17 protein-coding genes and 2 tRNA genes are annotated in these 17,718 nt (G+C 65.2%); 5 read left to right on the top strand and 14 right to left on the bottom strand.

What is annotated here, in order from left to right:
• Positions 1-13 precede the first annotated feature (13 nt).
• Genes ACT6QU_RS00600 through ACT6QU_RS00585 form a run of 4 tightly spaced genes read right to left on the bottom strand, consistent with a single transcriptional unit; the run spans position 14 to position 4,872 of the window.
• Positions 14-1,075, bottom strand: coding sequence for a C4-dicarboxylate TRAP transporter substrate-binding protein (locus tag ACT6QU_RS00600; RefSeq protein WP_444563814.1), 1,062 nt, complete (start codon positions 1,073-1,075; stop codon positions 14-16).
• 43 nt (positions 1,076-1,118) lie between these two features.
• Positions 1,119-3,500 (bottom strand): xanthine dehydrogenase family protein molybdopterin-binding subunit, encoded by a 2,382-nt coding sequence (locus tag ACT6QU_RS00595; protein WP_444563815.1) that lies wholly within the window; start codon positions 3,498-3,500, stop codon positions 1,119-1,121.
• Positions 3,497-4,018, bottom strand: coding sequence for a (2Fe-2S)-binding protein (locus ACT6QU_RS00590; RefSeq protein WP_444563816.1), 522 nt, complete (start codon positions 4,016-4,018; stop codon positions 3,497-3,499). Before ACT6QU_RS00590 ends, ACT6QU_RS00595 begins: the two co-directional genes overlap by 4 nt.
• Positions 4,019-4,029: 11 nt before the next feature.
• Positions 4,030-4,872, bottom strand: a complete 843-nt coding sequence (locus ACT6QU_RS00585) for an FAD binding domain-containing protein (RefSeq protein WP_444563817.1) — start codon at positions 4,870-4,872, stop codon at positions 4,030-4,032.
• Between the two features lie 189 nt (positions 4,873-5,061).
• Here ACT6QU_RS00585 and ACT6QU_RS00580 point away from each other — a divergent pair, with 189 nt between their 5' ends.
• Positions 5,062-5,670, top strand: a complete 609-nt coding sequence (locus ACT6QU_RS00580) for a TetR/AcrR family transcriptional regulator (protein WP_444563818.1) — start codon at positions 5,062-5,064, stop codon at positions 5,668-5,670.
• A 29-nt stretch (positions 5,671-5,699) separates the two neighbouring features.
• Here ACT6QU_RS00580 and ACT6QU_RS00575 read toward each other — a convergent pair whose 3' ends face one another.
• The 4 genes from ACT6QU_RS00575 to glmU form a co-directional block, all read right to left on the bottom strand.
• A complete protein-coding gene (locus ACT6QU_RS00575; RefSeq protein ID WP_444563819.1) occupies positions 5,700-6,101 on the bottom strand; it encodes a type II toxin-antitoxin system HicB family antitoxin in 402 nt (133 codons plus the stop codon).
• A 5-nt stretch (positions 6,102-6,106) separates the two neighbouring features.
• The gene (locus tag ACT6QU_RS00570; RefSeq protein ID WP_444563820.1) at positions 6,107-6,295 is read right to left on the bottom strand and encodes a type II toxin-antitoxin system HicA family toxin; all 189 of its coding nucleotides are present in this window, start codon (positions 6,293-6,295) and stop codon (positions 6,107-6,109) included.
• A 49-nt stretch (positions 6,296-6,344) separates the two neighbouring features.
• Positions 6,345-6,420, bottom strand: a tRNA-Lys gene (locus ACT6QU_RS00565).
• A gap of 162 nt (positions 6,421-6,582) precedes the next feature.
• Positions 6,583-7,950, bottom strand: a complete 1,368-nt coding sequence (gene glmU, locus ACT6QU_RS00560) for a bifunctional UDP-N-acetylglucosamine diphosphorylase/glucosamine-1-phosphate N-acetyltransferase GlmU (protein ID WP_444563821.1) — start codon at positions 7,948-7,950, stop codon at positions 6,583-6,585.
• A gap of 140 nt (positions 7,951-8,090) precedes the next feature.
• Here glmU and galE point away from each other — a divergent pair, with 140 nt between their 5' ends.
• Both galE and cysQ read left to right on the top strand, forming a co-directional pair.
• Positions 8,091-9,080 (top strand): UDP-glucose 4-epimerase GalE, encoded by a 990-nt coding sequence (galE, locus tag ACT6QU_RS00555; RefSeq protein ID WP_444563822.1) that lies wholly within the window; start codon positions 8,091-8,093, stop codon positions 9,078-9,080.
• 223 nt (positions 9,081-9,303) lie between these two features.
• On the top strand, positions 9,304-10,119 hold the full coding sequence (cysQ, locus tag ACT6QU_RS00550; RefSeq protein ID WP_444563823.1) for a 3'(2'),5'-bisphosphate nucleotidase CysQ: 816 nt from the start codon (positions 9,304-9,306) through the stop codon (positions 10,117-10,119).
• 3 nt (positions 10,120-10,122) lie between these two features.
• On the opposite strand, the gene ACT6QU_RS00545 is transcribed toward cysQ, so the two are convergent.
• On the bottom strand, positions 10,123-11,250 hold the full coding sequence (locus ACT6QU_RS00545; protein WP_444563824.1) for a DegT/DnrJ/EryC1/StrS family aminotransferase: 1,128 nt from the start codon (positions 11,248-11,250) through the stop codon (positions 10,123-10,125).
• A 67-nt stretch (positions 11,251-11,317) separates the two neighbouring features.
• Positions 11,318-11,392: transfer RNA gene (locus ACT6QU_RS00540), tRNA-Gln, on the bottom strand.
• A 247-nt stretch (positions 11,393-11,639) separates the two neighbouring features.
• Here ACT6QU_RS00540 and ACT6QU_RS00535 point away from each other — a divergent pair.
• A complete protein-coding gene (locus ACT6QU_RS00535) occupies positions 11,640-13,268 on the top strand; it encodes an alpha-D-glucose phosphate-specific phosphoglucomutase (RefSeq protein ID WP_444563825.1) in 1,629 nt (542 codons plus the stop codon).
• A 1-nt stretch (position 13,269) separates the two neighbouring features.
• Here the strand turns inward: ACT6QU_RS00535 and ACT6QU_RS00530 are convergent, their stop codons facing one another.
• Together ACT6QU_RS00530 and ACT6QU_RS00525 are read right to left on the bottom strand one after the other, a co-directional pair.
• Positions 13,270-14,985, bottom strand: coding sequence for a pilus assembly protein TadG-related protein (locus ACT6QU_RS00530; protein ID WP_444563826.1), 1,716 nt, complete (start codon positions 14,983-14,985; stop codon positions 13,270-13,272).
• Positions 14,985-15,401, bottom strand: a complete 417-nt coding sequence (locus ACT6QU_RS00525) for a TadE family protein (protein WP_444563827.1) — start codon at positions 15,399-15,401, stop codon at positions 14,985-14,987. Before ACT6QU_RS00525 ends, ACT6QU_RS00530 begins: the two co-directional genes overlap by 1 nt.
• Positions 15,402-15,646: 245 nt before the next feature.
• On the opposite strand from ACT6QU_RS00525, the gene ACT6QU_RS00520 reads away from it, so the two are divergent.
• Positions 15,647-16,546, top strand: a complete 900-nt coding sequence (locus ACT6QU_RS00520; RefSeq protein WP_444563828.1) for an alpha/beta hydrolase — start codon at positions 15,647-15,649, stop codon at positions 16,544-16,546.
• A gap of 453 nt (positions 16,547-16,999) precedes the next feature.
• Here the strand turns inward: ACT6QU_RS00520 and ACT6QU_RS00515 are convergent, their stop codons facing one another.
• Positions 17,000-17,209, bottom strand: a complete 210-nt coding sequence (locus tag ACT6QU_RS00515; RefSeq protein ID WP_024589137.1) for a cold-shock protein — start codon at positions 17,207-17,209, stop codon at positions 17,000-17,002.
• Positions 17,210-17,366: 157 nt separating this feature from the next.
• Positions 17,367-17,591, bottom strand: a complete 225-nt coding sequence (locus tag ACT6QU_RS00510) for a hypothetical protein (protein ID WP_444563829.1) — start codon at positions 17,589-17,591, stop codon at positions 17,367-17,369.
• Positions 17,592-17,718: the final 127 nt, after the last annotated feature.

Below are 17,718 nucleotides of genomic sequence, written 5' to 3'. Positions count from 1 at the left end.
TCCGAAGGGATGATCACAGGCCTTCGTCCCAGTTGCGCAGCGGCGTCACGCCGCGTTCGCGCAGCTCGGCGAAATAGGCCTTGAGCACGGTCTGCGCCGCCTCGCCATTGGCCTCGAGCCAGGGGCCGACGACATTGGGCAGGCTCTCGACCCACTTCTTCTTTTCCTCTTCCGGCAGTTCGGAAATCTTCAGCCCCTCGGCCTCCATCTTCTCGATCGCCGTGTTGGCCTGCTCGGTGACATAGGCGCCATGGGCGAGCGACGTGGCCTTGCCGGCCTCTATGATCGCATTCTGCACCTCTTCCGGCTGGCTGTCGAAGAAGTCCTTATTGGCCGCGATGCCGCCGAAATACATTGCGCCGATGCCGACGCGGGTGAGGTTCGGCGCGACTTCGTAGACGCGGGTCGGCAGGATGCCCGAGGCGAAGGAGAGCGCGCCTTCGGAGACGCCGGTCTGGATGTCGGTGTAATAGGTGGTCAAGGCGCCGTCGACGGGGGTGGCGCCGGTTTGCTGCAGCCAGTTGGCCGAAGTGCCGGGGGCGTTGATGCGCCGGTTCGCCATGTCGGTCAGTGCGCCGATCTCGAAATTGGCATAGACGTCGTAGCTGTCGGTGATCAGCGAGGAGAGGTGGACCATGTTCTCACCCTCCCAGCTATCGCGCAGTTCGGGCAGTTCGGCGGTCAGCTTGTCGAAAATCTCGATCAGCATCTCGTGGTCGGAGGTGGCGAAGGGCGTGAAATAGGTCACGTTCTGGAGCGGCATGGCCGAGCCTTCCCAGACCGTGCCGACCATGCCGATGTCGACGATGCCGTCGCTGACGGCCGCGCGGGTGTCGGTGAACTTGTAGAGCGTGCCGCCATAGGACTCGACCCACTCCACCTTGTAGTTGCCGCCGGCTTCTTCGAGCAGGCGGTCGACTTCCGGCTGGAACGAGTTCTTCATCGCATAGGCCCAGATGTTCTGGACCGGATGGCTGGAGCCGATGTTGATGGTGACGGTTTCCTGCGCGAACGCAGTGCCGGCGAGCATGGTGCCCGCGAGGGCCGCAGCGATCATGTGGGCGTTGTGCTTCATGCCAGTTTCCTCCCTGAAACGTGGTTTGAGTGCGCGTGTTCTGTCAGTGCTGGATGGTCCCGAGAGCGGTCAGGATGCGCTCGGGGGTAAAGGGCATCTGGGTGACGCGCGCGCCCAGCGGTCGCAGCGCATCGTTGATGGCGTTCATGATGGCGGCAGGCGCGCCTGCCGTGCCGGCCTCGCCCGCGCCCTTGGCGCCGAGCAGCGATTCCTTCGTCGGCGTCTCGACATGGCCGATGATCATGTCGGGCATTTCGGCGGCCATCGGCACGAGATAATCGGCCATGTTGGCGTTGAGCAATTGCCCTTCGCCGTCATAGACGCATTCCTCGTAAAGCGCGCCGCCGATGCCCTGCACGATGCCGCCGCGGATCTGCTCGTCGACCAGCATCGGATTGATGACGCGGCCACAATCCTCGACGCACCAGTGCTTCAGGAGCTTGACGAAGCCGGTGTCGACATCGACTTCGAGATAGCTCGCCTGGACGCCGTTGGTGAAGGCGAAGGGATATTCGCTGGTGATGTAGTGGCGGGTGACGACGAGTTCGCGCGGCAGGCCCTTGGCCAGCGTGTCGCCGCGGAAATAGACGATGCGGCCAAGTTCCTCCAGCGGCATGCGCGCTTCGCCGGTCGCCTTGTCGACGATCTGGCCTTCGGCGACGTCGAGTTGTTCCGGCGTCGATTGGAGCATCGAGGCGGCGATGACGAGGATGTTCTCGCGCAGCGCGAGCCCTGCCTGAAGCGCGGCCTCGCCGCCGATGCCGGCCCCGCGCGAGGCCCAGGTGCCGCCGCCATAGGGCGTCGTCTGGGTGTCGCCGGTGATGATCTTGACCTTGGAGACGGGCACGCCGACGCCTTCGGCGACGATCTGCGCCAGCATGCCTTCGGTGCCCTGGCCCTGCTCGGTGACGCCCGACATGGCGACGACCGAGCCGTCCGGGTCCATGCGGACGGTGCAGCCGTCCTGCGCGGAAATGCGCGCGCCGCCGATGCCGTACATGAAGGGGCTCGGATTGGTGAGCTCGATGAAGGAGGCGATGCCGATCCCGCGATGAATTCCCTGTTTGCGGGCTTCGGCCTGGTCGGCGCGAAGGGCATCGTAGTCGATCATCGAAATAAGCTTGTCGAGACTGGCGTGATGCGACAGGCCCTCGAAGCGCATGTTGGCGGCGGAGGTGTAGGGATAGGCGTCGTCGGCAACGAGATTGCGCCGGCGGATTTCGACCGGATCGAGCCCCAGCGCTTCGGCCGCCATGTCGACGAGCCCTTCGGTGACGGCGGTCGCGATCGGGTGGCCGACGGCGCGGTACTGGCAGGTCGGCGTCTTGTTCTGAAGGACGACCGTGGTGCGGGCGCGGTAGGTCTGGAAGTCGTAGGGGCCGCCGCACAGATTGACGACCTGGTTGCCCTCGATGGCGCTGGTGCGCGGATAGACCGAGTAGGGGCCGATGCCGGTCAGATCGTCGATGTCGAGCGCGAGAATCTTGCCGTTCTCGTCGACCGCGATGCGGCCGTCGATCTCGTGGTCGCGGGCGTGGATGTCGGTGGCGAAGGATTCGAGACGGTCGGCGACGAACTTGACCGGACGGCCCATGATCTTGGCGATCGCCGCGGTCGCGACCTCGTCGGGATAGACATGGACCTTGATGCCGTAGGAGCCGCCGACATCGCCGCAAATGACGCGGACCTTCGCTTCGGGCAGATCGAGATGCTGGGCGAAAACCGTCTGCATCATGTGCGGGGCCTGCGTCGAATGATGGACGGTGAGCTGGCCTTCCGAACGGCTGTAGTCGGCGAGGATCGAGCGCGGCTCGAGGCAGACGCCGGTGTGGCGCCCGGTCTTGAAGCGGGCTTCGACGACCTTGTGCGCGGACGCGAAGACGGCGTCGATCTCGCCCTTTTCGTGCAGGCGCTGGAAGGTGAGGTTGTCGCCGAGCGCGGGATGGATGACGGGCGTGTCGGCGTCGAGCGCGGTGCGCATGTCGACGACGACGGGAAGCGGATCGAACGACGCCTCGATGGCGGCGAGCCCATCCTCGGCGGCGGCGCGGCTGTCGGCGACGACGGCCGCGACCGGCTCGCCCACCCATGTCGCGTGCTCGACGGCGACGGCGTGCTGCGGCGCGGATTTGAGGCCCTTGAGGTGCGCCAGAACCGCGACCCAGGGCGTGCAGGCTTCGGCGATGTCGGCGCCGGTGAAGACGCGGATCACGCCGGGGATTTCGAGCGCGGCGCCGACGTCGATCGCCTCGATCTTCGCGCGGGCATGCGGGCTGCGCAGGAAGGCGACATGGACCATGCGTGGCAGCACGACGTCATCGACATATCGCCCAGCGCCGGCGACGAGCTTGCCGGCATTGGGACGCGGGACGGAGCGGCCGATATAGGAATTGGGGCGGTCGGGATTGCCGAAGGAGATGGTCATTCGGCGGCCTCCTTCAGAGCCGGGACGGGCATGCCGCACCGCTTCGCGGCGGTCGCCTCGATGGCGTCGACGATCGCCTCGTAGCCGGTGCAGCGGCAGTAATTGCCGGAAATGTGCTCGCGGATGTCCGCGCGGTCGGGCGTGCTGCCGCCATCCAGAAGCTCGGCGGCGGTGAGCAGCATGCCGGGGGTGCAAAAGCCGCATTGCAGCGCGTTGCGGGCGATGAATTCGTCCTGCAGATCGGCGATCTCGCCGGTTTCGGTGACGCCCTCGACGGTCCAGACGTCGGCGCCGTCGAGCTGGACGGCAAGCGTCAGGCAGCCGCGAACGATCGCGCCGTCGACGCGTACCGTGCAGGCGCCGCAGACGCCCTGCTCGCAACCGGCATGCGAACCGGTGAGGCCCAGATCGAGCCGCAGGAAATCAATCAGGTGCCGGCGCGCATCGACCGTGCGGCGCACGCGCTCGCCATTGACCATGAGGCTGATCTCGACGCTTCGCGAAAATGGTGCGGTCATCGCGCTCTCCCTCATGCCGCGTCGGACTGCCGGTCGCCCGACAGAGCGCGCTTCAGGAGCACGCGCGAGATGTGTTTCTTGTAGCCGGCCGAGCCGTTGATGTCGTCGGCGGGGTCGAGATCGTCTTCGAGCGCCAGCGCCGCTTCGTCGACCGAGCCGCCGCCTGCGAGGATCGCCATGGCGTTCGCGGCGACGACCGGCGCGTCGCCGACGCCGAAGAAGACGAGGCGCGGGGCATCGGTGGGGCCGGCAATCGCGAGGCCGGCCAGCGCGTAGTCGCCGGAGCGGCGGACGAGTTCGCGGATCGACTGGCGCTCGCCGGATTTGATCTTCGGAAATTCGATGGCGACGAGGAGTTCGTCGTCGCGGCGGGCCGTCTCGAAAAGGCCGAGGAAGAAATCGGACGCCATGACGCGGCGCTCGCCATCGGCTTTCGAGGCGAGGACGATGGTGGCGTCGAGCGCGACGACGCAGGCCGGAAGTTCGGCCGCCGGGTCGGCATTGGCGACAGAGCCGCCGATCGTGCCGCGCGTGCGGATGGCGGCGTGAGCGATGAGCGGCGCAGCTTCCGCGAGGATCGGGACGTGGCGGGCGATGATGTCTGATGCCATCAGCTCGCAATGGCGCGTCAGCGCGCCGACGCGCACAATGTCGCCGTCTTCTGCGATGCCGCGAAGGTTTTCGATACCGTTGATGTCGATGAGGTTGGGGCTTTCGATCAGCCTGAGGTTCAGCGACGCGACGAGGCTCTGGCCGCCGGCCAGCACTTTTTCCTCGCCGTCTCCCTCGGCCAGAAGGTCGAGCGCATGGGCAAGACTGGTCGCGCGGACATAGCCGATCGGCGCTGGCTTCATCGTCGATTTCCTCCCGGACGACCCGGCTTGTCGGCCGGACCGTTGCGAGCGCCCGGCGGCTGCCGGTTCCTCATTGCGCTCTTATTGATCAAATGATCTATTATGATTTCACGCTTGGCAAGCGGAAAATTTTCGCTTCGCGGGGCGGGGCGAACGGCGCTATGAGGGCGAGAGCGAAAAGGGGGCGCAATGGCGGGACAGGCAGCGAACGAACGCAAGAGATACGCGCCCGACGAGCGCCGCCAGATGATCGTCGACGAGGCCGCGGCGTTCTTTTCCGAGGTTGGGCTGGAGGGCACGACGCGCGAGCTTTCGCAGCGATTGGGCGTCACGCAGTCGCTTCTCTACGCCTATTTCGCCTCCAAGGCGGACCTTCTGGAGGCGGTGTTCGAGCGCGTCTATCTCGACCGCCTGTCACCCGACTGGCCGGTGCTGATCGCCGACCGGTCGCTGCCCGTGCGGACGCGGGCGCAGCGCTTCTACCGTGAATATACCGGCGCGATCTTCACCTATGAATGGATGCGCATCTTCATGTTCTCCGGCCTCGCCGGCACCGAACTCAACCGGCGCTATCTCGCCCATCTGGCCAAGCTGATGCTCGAACCGCTCTGCACGGAAATGCGCCATGCGGCCGGCGGCCGGGAAGGCCCGCAGATGGAAGACATCTGGAACCTGCACGGCGGCATCGTCTATATCGGCATCCGCAAATTCGTCTACTGCGTGCCGACGCCTGATGATTTCGGCCCGCCGGTGGAAGCGGCGGTGGATCGGTTCTGCGATAGTTTCGGGCTGGGGTGAGATTAGGGATGGCGCGGGCCTGATCCTGGCTACGCCGATTCGAGTTCCATCGCCCTTCTGGCAGCCTGCGCCAGAAAGCCGGAACGCGTATATCCGTGCGACTCGGCAAAGACGTCGATCTGCTCGAGAACGTCTTCAGGCAAGGTGACGTTCACGCGCACGGCTTTTCTGGCCGCGCTGCGGGCTGAGACCAGTATCGCCACGCCATCACGGTTTTCACGATCGGCCATGATTTCCTCGAGCGAGGAAGGCTCGCGAATGGCCTCGCCATCGGCCACAAGCCCCTCAATGTGAAACGCCAATGCCTCCTCCGCCATGGCGCGGGCATCGTCGAGGTCCGTCCCGGCGGTAACGACGCCCGGAAAGTCGGGAAATGACACGCCGAAGTCGCTGTCCGCATCCTTGTGGATGAGTCCGATATACTGCTTCATATCCTCTACCTCAGTTTCACGCCGGACTGTTTCTCGATGCTCTTCAAGGTGCCGATCGGGACGTCGCGCTTTGGATGAGGCACGGTGACGCGACCTGGCTTGCCGGGGTGCTTGAACTGAACGTGGCTGCCTTTTCGCGCCACCTCTTTCCAGCCGTCAGATAGCAAGGCTGCAATGATGTCGGCGCTCTTCATATGTCGAGTATATACACACTCGTGTGTATAATTCAATGATGCAGAGTGATGGTGAGCGCGCAGGGATTCGAACCCTGGACCTACAGATTAAAAGTCCGTTGCTCTACCAACTGAGCTACGCGCTCTCCACGGGCGGGTGGGCCCGAAAATTTCCGGCCGCAGGGCCCGGAATTTGCGGCGGAACATAGGGAGCGGGGGCAGGGCGGTCAACTGCAAAAACGCCCTGCCGGTGGGGCAATCGCGCGCATGTCGAACGCGCTGGGGCAGGCTAGAGGTGCGGTTGGCGTTCAGCCCTTCGCTGCTGCGCGCGCTTGCTTTTCGGCCTTCAGTTTCTCGCGCAATTGTGCACCTAGACCGGGCTTGTTTTCCTGGCGGGCGCGGCCGAAGGCGAGGGCGTCGGCGGGGACGTCAGCGGTGACGACGCTGCCGGAGGCGACATAGGCGTTATCGCCGATGGAAACCGGCGCGACGAGGGCGGAATTCGAGCCGATGAAGGCGCCCGCGCCGATCTGCGTCAGGTGCTTGAGGAAGCCGTCATAATTGCAGGTGATCGTGCCGGCGCCGATATTCGCGCCCGCGCCGATCTTCGCGTCGCCGATATAGGAGAGGTGGTTGATCTTGGCGCCTGTGGCGATTTCGGCGTTCTTGACCTCGCAGAAATTGCCGACCTTGACCTTCTCGGCAAGCTGGGCGCCGGGGCGCAGGCGGGCGAAGGGGCCGATCTCGCCATTGTCGGCGATCGTCGCGCCTTCCAGGTGGGAGAAGGCATGGATGGTGACGTGTGCGCCGACGGTCACGCCCGGCCCGAAGACGACGTTCGGCTCGACGATCGTGTCCGTGCCGATCTGCGTATCGTGCGCGAAATGCACCGTTTCGGGCGCAACGAGCGTGACGCCGGCCAGCATCATTTCGCGGCGCTTGCGCGCTTGCCAGACGCCTTCGGCCTCGGCGAGCTGGACGCGATTGTTGACGCCGAGGACGCTTTCTTCGGCTGCCGTGGTGGCGATCACGGCAAGGCCGCGCGCGGCGGCGATCTCGACGATGTCGGTGAGGTAGTATTCGCCCTTGGCGTTCTGGTTGCCCACGGCCTCGATCAGCGACAGGGCGTGCGCGCCCGAAATGGCCATCAGCCCGCCATTGCAGAAGGTGACGGCGCGCTCGGCCGGCGTGCAGTCCTTGTCCTCGCGGATCGCGACGAGGCGGTCGCCTTCGGTGAGGAGGCGGCCGTAGCCTGTGGGATCGGCGGCCTCGAAGCCCATGACGACCACCGCAGCGCCTTGCGCAAGGCCCTTGCGAAGGGCTGCGATGTCTTCGGGTTCGACGAGCGGCGTGTCGGCGAAGAGGACGAGGATGTCGTCATGGCCTTCAGTGATCGCCTCGCGGGCGGCGAGCACGGCGTGGGCGGTGCCGAGCCGCTCGTGCTGGAGATAGAGCCGGGCTGACGGCGCGACCTTCGCCGCAGCTTTCAAGACCTCGTCCGACTGGCGCCCGGCGACGATGGCGAGATCGGCCCGTCCGGCTGCCTGCGCGGCGCGCGCGGCATGGCACACGAGCGGCATGCCCGCGACTTCGTGCAGCACTTTCGGCTTTGCGCTCTTCATTCGGGTGCCTTCGCCGGCGGCGAGCACGATCGCAAGGCAGCTACGTTCGGTCATCGGAAATCTCTCAGGGCTGGTCGAGTCGACAGGACCTAGCATTTCGGCCTTGTTTTCGCCAAGCCGAACGAATTCCTTCACGCCGCGGCAAACATGATCGTCTATGATCGCGCCCGAAATCGAAGGCTTGAGAGTTCACCATGACAGTACTCGTGACCGGCGGCGCCGGCTATATCGGATCGCACATGGTCTGGCGTCTCCTGGACCAGGGCGAGGACGTGGTCGTGCTCGACCGGCTCTCGACCGGCTTCCACTGGGCGGTGCCGGCGGAGGCCGAACTCGTCGTCGGCGACATCGCCGATCAGGATTTGGTCGAGGCGACGATCGCGCGGCGCAAGGTCGATGCGATCATCCATTTCGCCGGGTCGGTCGTGGTGCCGGATTCGGTCGCCGATCCGCTCGGCTACTACCAGAACAACACCGTCAAATCGCGCGCGCTGATCGAAAGCGCGGTGCGTTCGGGCGTGCCGCACTTCATCTTCTCCTCGACCGCCGCCGTCTACGGGACGCCGAGCGTATCGCCGGTGGCCGAGAATGCGGAACTGAAGCCCGAATCGCCCTACGGCACCTCCAAGCTGATGACCGAGATCATGCTGCGCGACACCGCCGCCGCGCATGATCTCGCCTATACGGTGCTGCGCTATTTCAACGTGGCGGGCGCCGATCCGGGGTTGCGGACCGGGCAGTCGACCAAGGGCGCGACGCATCTGATCAAGGTCGCGGCGGAAGCGGCGACCGGCAAGCGCGCTGGGATGGACGTCTACGGCACCGACTACCCGACGCCGGACGGCACCTGCGTGCGCGACTACATCCATGTCAGCGACCTGGTCGACGCCCATGCCCTTGCGTTGGCGCGGCTGCGCGCGGGCCGCGAGAGCCTGACGGCCAATTGCGGCTATGGCGCCGGCTATTCGGTGTTCGAGGTGATCGACGCGGTCAAGCGCGTCGTCGGACGCGATTTCGAGGTTCGCACCAGTGCGCGCCGCGCCGGCGACGCCGTTTCCATCGTCGCCGACCCGACGCGCGCCAAGGCCGAATTCGGCTGGCAGCCCCGCCACGCCGACCTCGATACGATCGTCGCGCATGCGGTGCAGTGGGAAGAGCACCTCCGCTTCCTCAACACCCGATAAAACACGTGAGGGCGGGCTGCAAACGCCGGCGTCCTGCGCTCCGGTGCTCACGTACTTGATGTACGCTCCGCTCCGGTGCTCGCACGCCGACGTTTGCAGCCCGCCCTGACGTGTTTTGCCGACGTTGCAAACTGACAATTGGGGATCGGTTGCGATTGTGGCGATGCGGTCGGAATTTTCTGCTAGGACCGACTTAGGGACGCGCAAGACTGGCGGGCGCTGGATGACGATCGACTATGGCGAGGCACTGACGCGGCTCGAGCCCCTGGCGCTGGCCGCAGGGCGGATCGTGATGGACGCCTATCGCGGCGGCTGCGCGGTCGAAACCAAGACCGACGACAGCCCGGTGACATGGGCCGACCGCGAGGCCGAGCGGATCATTCTGGAAGGCCTGCGGCGTGATTTTCCGCAGATACCGATCGTCGCGGAGGAAGAGGTGAGCGCCGGGCTGATGCCGGCCGACCTCGGCACCATGTTCTTCCTCGTCGACCCTCTCGACGGCACCCGCGAATTCGTCAACCGGTCCGAGGATTTTACCGTCAACATCGCACTCGTGGTCGATGGCATGCCGGCGCTGGGCGTGGTCTATGCGCCCGCGCGACACCAGCTTTATCTCGGACAGCCGGGCCGCTGCGAGATGGCGCGCACGACCGACGATCACGAGATCGAAGGTCGGCGGGAGATTCACACGCAAACGCCCGGGCCGACGCCGGTGGTGGTGGCCAGCCGCTCGCATCGCACGATCGAGACCAACGATTATCTGGCGAAACTGCCGCAGGCCGAGATCGTCTCGGTCGGCTCGTCGCTGAAATTCTGCATGATCGCCAGCGGAGCTGCGGATTTCTATCCGCGCTTCGGCCCGACCATGCAGTGGGACACGGCGGCGGGCGACGCGGTGCTGCGCGCGGCCGGCGGACGCACGCGCACGCTGGATGGCGACGCGTTGAGTTATGGCTGTTCGGGAAGGCCGGAGGCGGCTGCGTTTGCTAATCCGTGGTTTATTTCGGATTGCGGGATCGACGCGCCGGCAGAGCCCTAAAAATCACTCCGCGTTGCGCTTCACGAAATTGCGGATCGACTGGATGATCTTGTCCTGATCGGCTTCCGACAGATAGGGGTGCATCGGCAGGCACAGGATGCGCGAGGAGAGGCCTTCGGAGACCGGCAGGCCGGTGGGAGTCCGGGGGAAGCGCTTGTAGGCGGTCTGCAGGTGGAGCGGCTTGACGTAATAGATGACCGACGGGATGCCGTCGGACGTCAGATGCGCCTTGAGGCCGTCGCGGGCCGAGTGCTCGATGGCGAACTGCGCCCATGCCGAGCGGCTGCCCTCGGGCAGATGCGGGACCTTGACGACGTCGCCGAGCGCGTCGTTGTAGCGCCGCGCGATGCGGTCGCGCGCTTCCATTTCGTCTTCGAGGATGGCGAGCTTTTCGAGCAGGATCGCGGCCTGGATCGTGTCGAGGCGCGAGTTCACGCCGATATGGATGTTGTCGTACTGCGTCTCGCCCTTGCCGTGGAAGGCGAAGGAGCGGAGCTTGTCGGCCAAGGCTGCGTCGTTGGTGAACATCGCACCGCCATCGCCATAGCAGCCGAGGGGCTTTGCCGGATAGAAGCTGGTCGAGCCGACATGGCCGAACGCGCCGCATTTCGTGCCGTTGCGGATGCCGCCGATCGACTGGGCGGCGTCCTCGATGACGAGGAGCTTTTCGCGCCTGGCGATCGCGTCGATCGCGTCATAGTCGGCGGCAAGGCCGAAGAGGTCGACCGGGATGATCGCCTTCGGCGTCAGTCGTCCTTCGGATTTCACCATGGCGATGGCAGCTTCCAGGCTCGCGATGTCGATATTGTAGGTATCGGGATCGACGTCGACGAAGATCGGCTCGGCCTTGGCGAGGGCGACGACTTCCGCCGTGGCGGCGAAGGTGAAGCTTGGCACAAAGACCGCGTCGCCGGGGCCGATGCCGGACGCATAGAGCGGCAGGAGCAGCGCATCGGTGCCGTTGGCGCAGGCGACGACGTGATCGACGCCGACATACTCCGCCAGCCGCTTTTCGAACTCGCCGACCTGCGGCCCGAGAATGTAACGGCCTTCGGCCACGACGTTGTCGATGGCGGTCTTCAGACGGTCGGCAATGCGGTCGCGCTGGGCGCCGAGATCGATGAACTGCATGGGACGTGATCAATCCGAACTTGCCGGATGGCGGCTCGTGCCGGCTTGCGGCAGTGCATCCGGGAGGTGGCTGGGGCGCCTGGATTCGAACCAGGGAATGGCGGTACCAAAAACCGCTGCCTTACCGCTTGGCTACGCCCCAATGCGAGCGGATGAGTGCATATCGTGCCGACCCCGGCAGGTAAAGCGCAAAATCGGGCGGGAGAGATGACGGAACCGAAACCGGCTCGTGACGGTTTGGCGGGCGCCGCGCGTGTTCCTCCATGCTGGCAATTTCAGCCGAAACCGGGCAAAAGGCTGGACCCGACTTTTCGATTGAGCATCGGAAGATTCCGAAAAAACGGCTTCCGTTTTTTGGTCCGATGCTCGCCAACGGAGACCGACCCTTCATGATCGCCATCATCGAGACCGCCCCCTTCGACGACCAGAAGCCGGGGACGTCGGGATTGCGCAAGAAGGTGCCCGTCTTCCAGCAGCCGAACTATGTCGAGAACTTCGTCCAGTCGATCTTCGACTCGCTCGCGGGCTATCGCGGCCAGACGCTGGTCGTGGGCGGCGACGGGCGGTTCTACAATCGCGAAGTCATCCAGATCGTCATCAAGATGGCGCTGGCGAACGGTTTCGGCCGCGTCATCGTCGGGCAGGGCGGTATCCTGTCCACGCCGGCGGTCTCGCATCTGATCCGCAAGAACGAAGCCTTCGGCGGCATCGTGCTTTCGGCGAGCCACAATCCGGGCGGGCCGACCGAGGATTTCGGGATCAAGTACAATGCCGGCAATGGCGGGCCGGCGACCGAGAAACTGACCAACGCGATCCACGAGCGCTCCAAGGTGATCGACCGCTACGCGATCGCGCAGGTCGGCGACGTGGCCATCGATGCGGTCGGATCGCGCGAGATCGGCGGGATGACGGTCGAGGTGGTCGATCCGGTGGCGGACTATGCGGCGCTGATGGATACGCTGTTCGACTTCGACGCGATCCGCGCCTATTTCGCCTCGGGCTTCACGATGGCGTTCGACGCCATGCACGCGGTGACCGGGCCCTATGCCGTCGAGATTCTCGAGCGACGCCTCGGCGCTGCGAAGGGCACGGCGCGCAATGCGGTGCCGTCGGAGGATTTCGGGGGGCATCACCCCGATCCCAATCTCGTCCATGCGAAGGAACTCTACGAACTGATGATGTCGCCCGACGCGCCCGATTTCGGCGCGGCGTCGGATGGCGACGGCGACCGCAACCTCATTATCGGCAAGGGCATCTTCGTCACGCCCTCCGATTCGATCGCCGTGCTGGCGGCGAACATGCACCTGGCGCCGGGCTATGCGGGCGGGCCGGTGGGGATCGCGCGGTCGATGCCGACGAGCGCCGCAGCCGACGAAGTGGCAAAGGCGCTCGGGATCGAGCTCTACGAAACGCCGACGGGCTGGAAGTTCTTCGGCTCGCTGCTCGACGCCGGCAAGGTGACGATCTGCGGCGAGGAAAGCGCCGGCACCGGCTCGGACCATGTGCGCGAAAAGGACGGGCTTTGGGCCGTGCTGCTCTGGCTCAACATTCTCGCGGCGCGCAAGGAAAGCGTCGCCGACATCATGCGCGATCACTGGGCGCGGTTTGGCCGCAACTACTATTCCCGGCATGATTACGAGGCGGTGGACGCCGGCGCGGCCAACGCGCTGATGGACGATCTGCGTGGCCGTCTCGACCATCTTTCGGGCCAGATCTTCGCCGGCCTCGCCGTCGCGCAGGCCGACGATTTCGCCTATCGCGACCCTGTCGACCAGTCGGTCACGGAAAAGCAGGGCATCCGCATCCTCTTCGAAGGCGGTTCGCGCGTCGTCTTCCGCCTGTCGGGCACCGGCACGGAAGGTGCGACGTTGCGCGTCTACATCGAACGCTTCGAGCCCGCCGACGGCCGCCTCGACCTCGACACACAGGCCGCTCTGGCGGATCTGATCGAGGCGGCTGAGGCGATTGCGGGCATTCGCAGCCGGACAGGGCGCGATGCGCCGACGGTGATTACGTAGACTACTGAACCAGCACCGGCCGGCCGCAGTCGACGTGGTGGACGCGGATGTCGGCTTCGCCGAGCGAGATGCCGAGGGCGGCGAGGAGGCTGTCTAGGACGGGATCGACGGCACCGAGCGTGTTGCCGACGAGACCGCCGAGCGTGCCGGTGAGGCCGGAGGGGATGCCGAGGCCGAGGCCGAGCGGTTTGACCTCGAGCCTGAGGTTGGACAGGAGCGAGCCCGACAGGGTCTGCAGCGTGTTGCGCGTGCGGACCGTCTTGATCGTCTCGGCAGCCACGTCGTTCGCCGTGAACTGGAGCGTGTCGGCCGCCATGTTGGTTGCCCCGGCATGGGCGCGGGCGTTGACCATCAGCAGGATCGGAACGTGGAGCAGGCGTGCGTCGTCGAGGCGGGGCAGACGGCTGAAATCATGCATTCGGGCGGTGTCGGCGTCAGCCAGATGGATTTCGACGATGCCCGGCTTCGCGGCGACGCTGGCGCGGGCGCTTTCGGGCCGGCCCGTCGGGCAGGAGGCGGATTGCAGCTTCGCTTCGCCATAGGCGACATCGACGAAGAGCGGCACGTGGACGCCGACGCCGAGGAGCGGGCCGATGCGCGCGTCGAGGCGGATGCGGGTCTGGACCGTGCGCACGATGGTTCCGGCGGGGCCGCGGGAAAACCATGACTTGCCCTGCGGCGGCTCGCCGATCGCGACGGTGGCGGTGAGGTCGAGGAGGCCGGGGATCGAACTGCCCAGATCGAGCGCGACCTGGTTGGGACCGTTGGCAAGGGCGGCGGCGGCGTTGAGAAGCTGGACCGCTCCGACATTGGCGTCGAGACCCGCCGAACTGCCCTGCATGCGCGCAAGCTCCAGCGTTACCGGGTCGAGAAGCTGGCGAAGCGGCAGGTTGCGGGCGGCCGGGACCGCGTTGGCGAGGCGCTGCAGGACCGTGCGGGCGGGCAGGCCGACGCCGGGGGTCTGCGACAGCGCGCGCAGGACGTCGCGCATGGCGACATCGGCGGCGAGCAGCTCGTCATAGGTGGCGGCGGTCAGGTTCGCCTGGGCGCCGAGCGCCTCGGAGAAGGCAAGGAGGCCGATTTCGGTGTCGAGAAGCGCACGGTAATCCATGGCGTTGAGGCTGATGCTGGTGCCGAGGAGCTTCGTCAGCAGCATGTTGGCGACGCCGCCTTCGAGGCTGGCAAGGCGCGAGCCGATGGAAAAGGAGGCCTTCGGCACCATCGAGGCGATGGCGGCGGTGCGGATGACGGGCGCATCGATCAGGGACGCGGAAAAGAAGCGGCTGGCATGGGTTTCAAATTCGACGCGCACGGCGTTGGCAGGCTGCGCGCCGGCGACGAAGCGCTGGGCGGGCGCGATTTCGGGGTCGGGCGAGTAGGCGCCCGCGATGACGAGGACGCGGTCGTCCCCCACGATCTCGGGCCATGCGGGCGTCTGCGCGTCGCCGACGGCGCCTTTCAGCGTGGCGACGGTGACATTCGTCCAGCCATTGTCGGTGAAAACGGCCTCGGCTGCCTCGGCGGCGCGTTCGGGCGCACGTGCCGCCGTCATGGCGGCGAGGTCGGTCAGGCTCTGCGCGCTGCGACGCTCGACGAAGAACGAGCCGGCATCGACGCCGAGCGCGGCGACCAGGATGAGCACCGGGCTGACGAGCGCGGTCATGGTCGCGAAGTTGCCGCCACGGTCGCGGGTGAGACGGTCAAGGGCGCGCCGCATCACACGCCCCCGATCCGCACGGTCGAGCGCCGCGCGATCGTGGTCGAGGGAAGCACGACGCCGTCGAAGAGGTTCCAGATCGGCAGGTGCCGCGCGTCGTAGCTGAGGTCGACCACGAAGCGGGAGGCGTCGGATGGGCTGTCCGCGACATCGATCTGAAGCTTGGCGGGATCGACAAGGCCGTAGCCCTTCGCGTGGCTGGCGATGAAGGAGAGCGCCATGTCGCGCCTTTCCGCCTCGTGCAGGCCGGCGACGGACAGACGCGCGGCCTCCGATGCCAGTTGCTGCACGGAATGCGCCGCGCCGAGGTAGATGCCGTAAGCGATCATCCCGAACAGGAACATCAGATAGATCGGCGACAGGATCGCAAATTCGACCGCCGCCGTGCCCTTCTTGCATGCCAATCGAACTGCCATGGTTGTGCTCCGCTGGTTGATTGCGCGCCATGATTGCAATCAAATGCGAATGAAACGGCAAAATGCACGTCTGAATTGTATCTGAGGACCGAACGCCCGCCTTTCGGCTGTGGCATCCGAGCCACGTCGCACGCGCGACGGCGCGCAGGCTCACAAAATGTATCGCCTGGTAACCATAAATCGGTCTAATTGTAACGCATGGTGATCGGCACCATCGAATCGCGTCACAGGGGAGAGTGGCCGGAATGATCATGCGTTCGGGCAAACGCAGGAAGCAGGCACGAGCCTTCGCCACCTTGATCATGCTGCTCGTGGCCGCGTGGGCGACCGCGGCGCACACCGTTCCCGAATACGTTCTCTTCCGTGACCGCCTCGCGCTCGACATTCTCAAATTCGACAGCAAGCTGAAGCTGGAGCCGATCGAACTGACAGCGTCCGACGGCTTGAAGCTGCGCTCCTATTATTTCGCGCCCCAGCCCGGCAAGCCGCTGATCGTCTACTTCCCCGACCGGCTCGGCGACATCATCCACAAGCCACGGCATCTGACGGCGATCGCGGAGGAGGGCTATGGCCTGCTTCTGACCGGCTATCGCGGCTATGGCGGCAATCCTGGCATGCCGAGCGAGGCGATGCTCTACGCCGATGCGTCGACGATGATGGAGCGCATCGCGGCCGACGACCTCGCCCCGAACGGCGTCATCGTCTACGGCTACTCGATGGGAACCGGCGTCGCGAGCTATGTCGCCTCGCGGGCCGAGACGATGGGCCTCGTGCTCGAAGCACCGTTCACGACTTTCGGCGACGCAGTGCGTCAGCAATTCTCGCAGGTGCCCGAATGGCTGGTGCGCACCAAGTTCGACACGCGCTCGCGGATCGACAAGGTCGATGCGCCGATCCTGATCCTCGCCGGCGGCAAGGACCAGATCACCCCGGCGCGCTTTGCCGAACGGCTGGCGGCGATGAATGCCGACCATGCCTCGCTGGTCGTGGTGCCTGAAGGCAACCATTTGAACCTGATCCGCAAGGGCGGCGCGGCGGCCGTTCATGGCTTTCTTTCCGCGCTCAAGGCGCCTGTGACCGACACGCAGACGGACATGGCCTATGGCGATGCACCGCACGTCCTGCCGGCCAGCAGCGTCTACTGACCGATTGCCCCCAATTCACGCGGTGGTGCACCGCCATGAAACGCGGCGAACGTGCCGCGTGGTCCTGCCTGCGGTGCGGGTTACCAGTGCATGCTGATCAGGAAGATGTAGAGAAACGAGCCGACAGTGGCGGCAGCGATGCCGCCCAGCACCCACTCGAAAGCGGAAAGGCGCACATGCTTCATCAGGCATTCCTCCGGGAACCGAAGCGGCTCCGATCCCCAGTGTGACAGATCGCGGCGATCATGCCATCGGAAACCGCGGGGCAGGGCGGAAATCGGACAGAGCCCGCAAAAACAAAAAAGGCCGGGCTGAACCCGACCTTTCCGTAGCCTGAGGGACCTTGCTGCCAGTACATCCGTGGTCAGCAGACCCGATCAGGCATTTCGGCGGCATCAAGAGCATGTCCGTCGCGCATAACGCGCGGTCTACGCTCGACGCCGGCCGAATTTCTTAGACGGCGCGAAGGTTCTCGGCCGAATTCTTGCCCGAACGCTTGTCCTGGACAACTTCGAAGCTGATCTTCTGGCCTTCGTTGAGGCCATTCATGCCCGAACGCTCAACGGCCGAGATGTGAACGAAAACGTCCGTGCCGCCCTGGTCGGGCTCGATGAAGCCGAAACCCTTGGTCGAATTGAACCACTTAACGGTACCTGTAGGCATAACGATCTCCTTAGAATCGCTCGTGTAGAAAGAAACCCTTTTGAATCGGGCGTTTAGATCGATTATGGGAGGGACGTTCGTCGCAGGCGCCGTGGCGCAAAACAAAAATCATCTAGCAAGATCGATGCGCCAGATGTGGCGTCGCCGCCCCCAAAAGTCAAACCTTTATTTTCTTGGTTGTCTTTTTGGCTTTCGGCGCGGGGGCTTCCTTTGCCTCAGCGGCCTCCCGCTCCATCCGCAGCAATTGCAGACGCGCAGTCTTCTTTTCGCGTGCGGTCACCTCATCGTCGATGATCGCTCGGGCGGCTGCCGTCGTAATGTCGGCCTTGGCTGCAGGCGACGGCTTGGCCGTCTTGAAGACGGGATTGTTCAGATCAGACACTTCCGGAATTACCTCTCGATTGACTTGGCGACCGAGCGCAAAACCGGGTCGAACGACGACGCGCCGTCGTCATCGAGGCCTATATAGGCGTTTTCGGGAGAAAATGCCATGCGCAGGGCGGCAAGGC

The organism is Aliihoeflea sp., from assembly GCF_052435475.1.
Lineage (GTDB): Bacteria > Pseudomonadota > Alphaproteobacteria > Rhizobiales > Rhizobiaceae > Aliihoeflea.
Note: the sequence above shows the minus strand (reverse complement) of the source record. Positions and strands in the feature narration are given on the sequence as shown.

Excerpts from the sequence above, each read along its gene's own strand:
- ACT6QU_RS00600 (WP_444563814.1), bottom strand. The coding sequence starts at position 1,075 with ATGAAGCACAACGCCCACATGATCGCTGCGGCCCTCGCGGGCACCATG.
- ACT6QU_RS00595 (WP_444563815.1), bottom strand. The coding sequence starts at position 3,500 with ATGACCATCTCCTTCGGCAATCCCGACCGCCCCAATTCCTATATCGGC.
- ACT6QU_RS00590 (WP_444563816.1), bottom strand. The coding sequence starts at position 4,018 with ATGACCGCACCATTTTCGCGAAGCGTCGAGATCAGCCTCATGGTCAAT.
- ACT6QU_RS00585 (WP_444563817.1), bottom strand. The coding sequence starts at position 4,872 with ATGAAGCCAGCGCCGATCGGCTATGTCCGCGCGACCAGTCTTGCCCAT.
- ACT6QU_RS00580 (WP_444563818.1), top strand. The coding sequence starts at position 5,062 with ATGGCGGGACAGGCAGCGAACGAACGCAAGAGATACGCGCCCGACGAG.
- ACT6QU_RS00575 (WP_444563819.1), bottom strand. The coding sequence starts at position 6,101 with ATGAAGCAGTATATCGGACTCATCCACAAGGATGCGGACAGCGACTTC.
- ACT6QU_RS00570 (WP_444563820.1), bottom strand. The coding sequence starts at position 6,295 with ATGAAGAGCGCCGACATCATTGCAGCCTTGCTATCTGACGGCTGGAAA.
- glmU (WP_444563821.1), bottom strand. The coding sequence starts at position 7,950 with ATGACCGAACGTAGCTGCCTTGCGATCGTGCTCGCCGCCGGCGAAGGC.
- galE (WP_444563822.1), top strand. The coding sequence starts at position 8,091 with ATGACAGTACTCGTGACCGGCGGCGCCGGCTATATCGGATCGCACATG.
- cysQ (WP_444563823.1), top strand. The coding sequence starts at position 9,304 with ATGACGATCGACTATGGCGAGGCACTGACGCGGCTCGAGCCCCTGGCG.
- ACT6QU_RS00545 (WP_444563824.1), bottom strand. The coding sequence starts at position 11,250 with ATGCAGTTCATCGATCTCGGCGCCCAGCGCGACCGCATTGCCGACCGT.
- ACT6QU_RS00535 (WP_444563825.1), top strand. The coding sequence starts at position 11,640 with ATGATCGCCATCATCGAGACCGCCCCCTTCGACGACCAGAAGCCGGGG.
- ACT6QU_RS00530 (WP_444563826.1), bottom strand. The coding sequence starts at position 14,985 with ATGCGGCGCGCCCTTGACCGTCTCACCCGCGACCGTGGCGGCAACTTC.
- ACT6QU_RS00525 (WP_444563827.1), bottom strand. The coding sequence starts at position 15,401 with ATGGCAGTTCGATTGGCATGCAAGAAGGGCACGGCGGCGGTCGAATTT.
- ACT6QU_RS00520 (WP_444563828.1), top strand. The coding sequence starts at position 15,647 with ATGATCATGCGTTCGGGCAAACGCAGGAAGCAGGCACGAGCCTTCGCC.
- ACT6QU_RS00515 (WP_024589137.1), bottom strand. The coding sequence starts at position 17,209 with ATGCCTACAGGTACCGTTAAGTGGTTCAATTCGACCAAGGGTTTCGGC.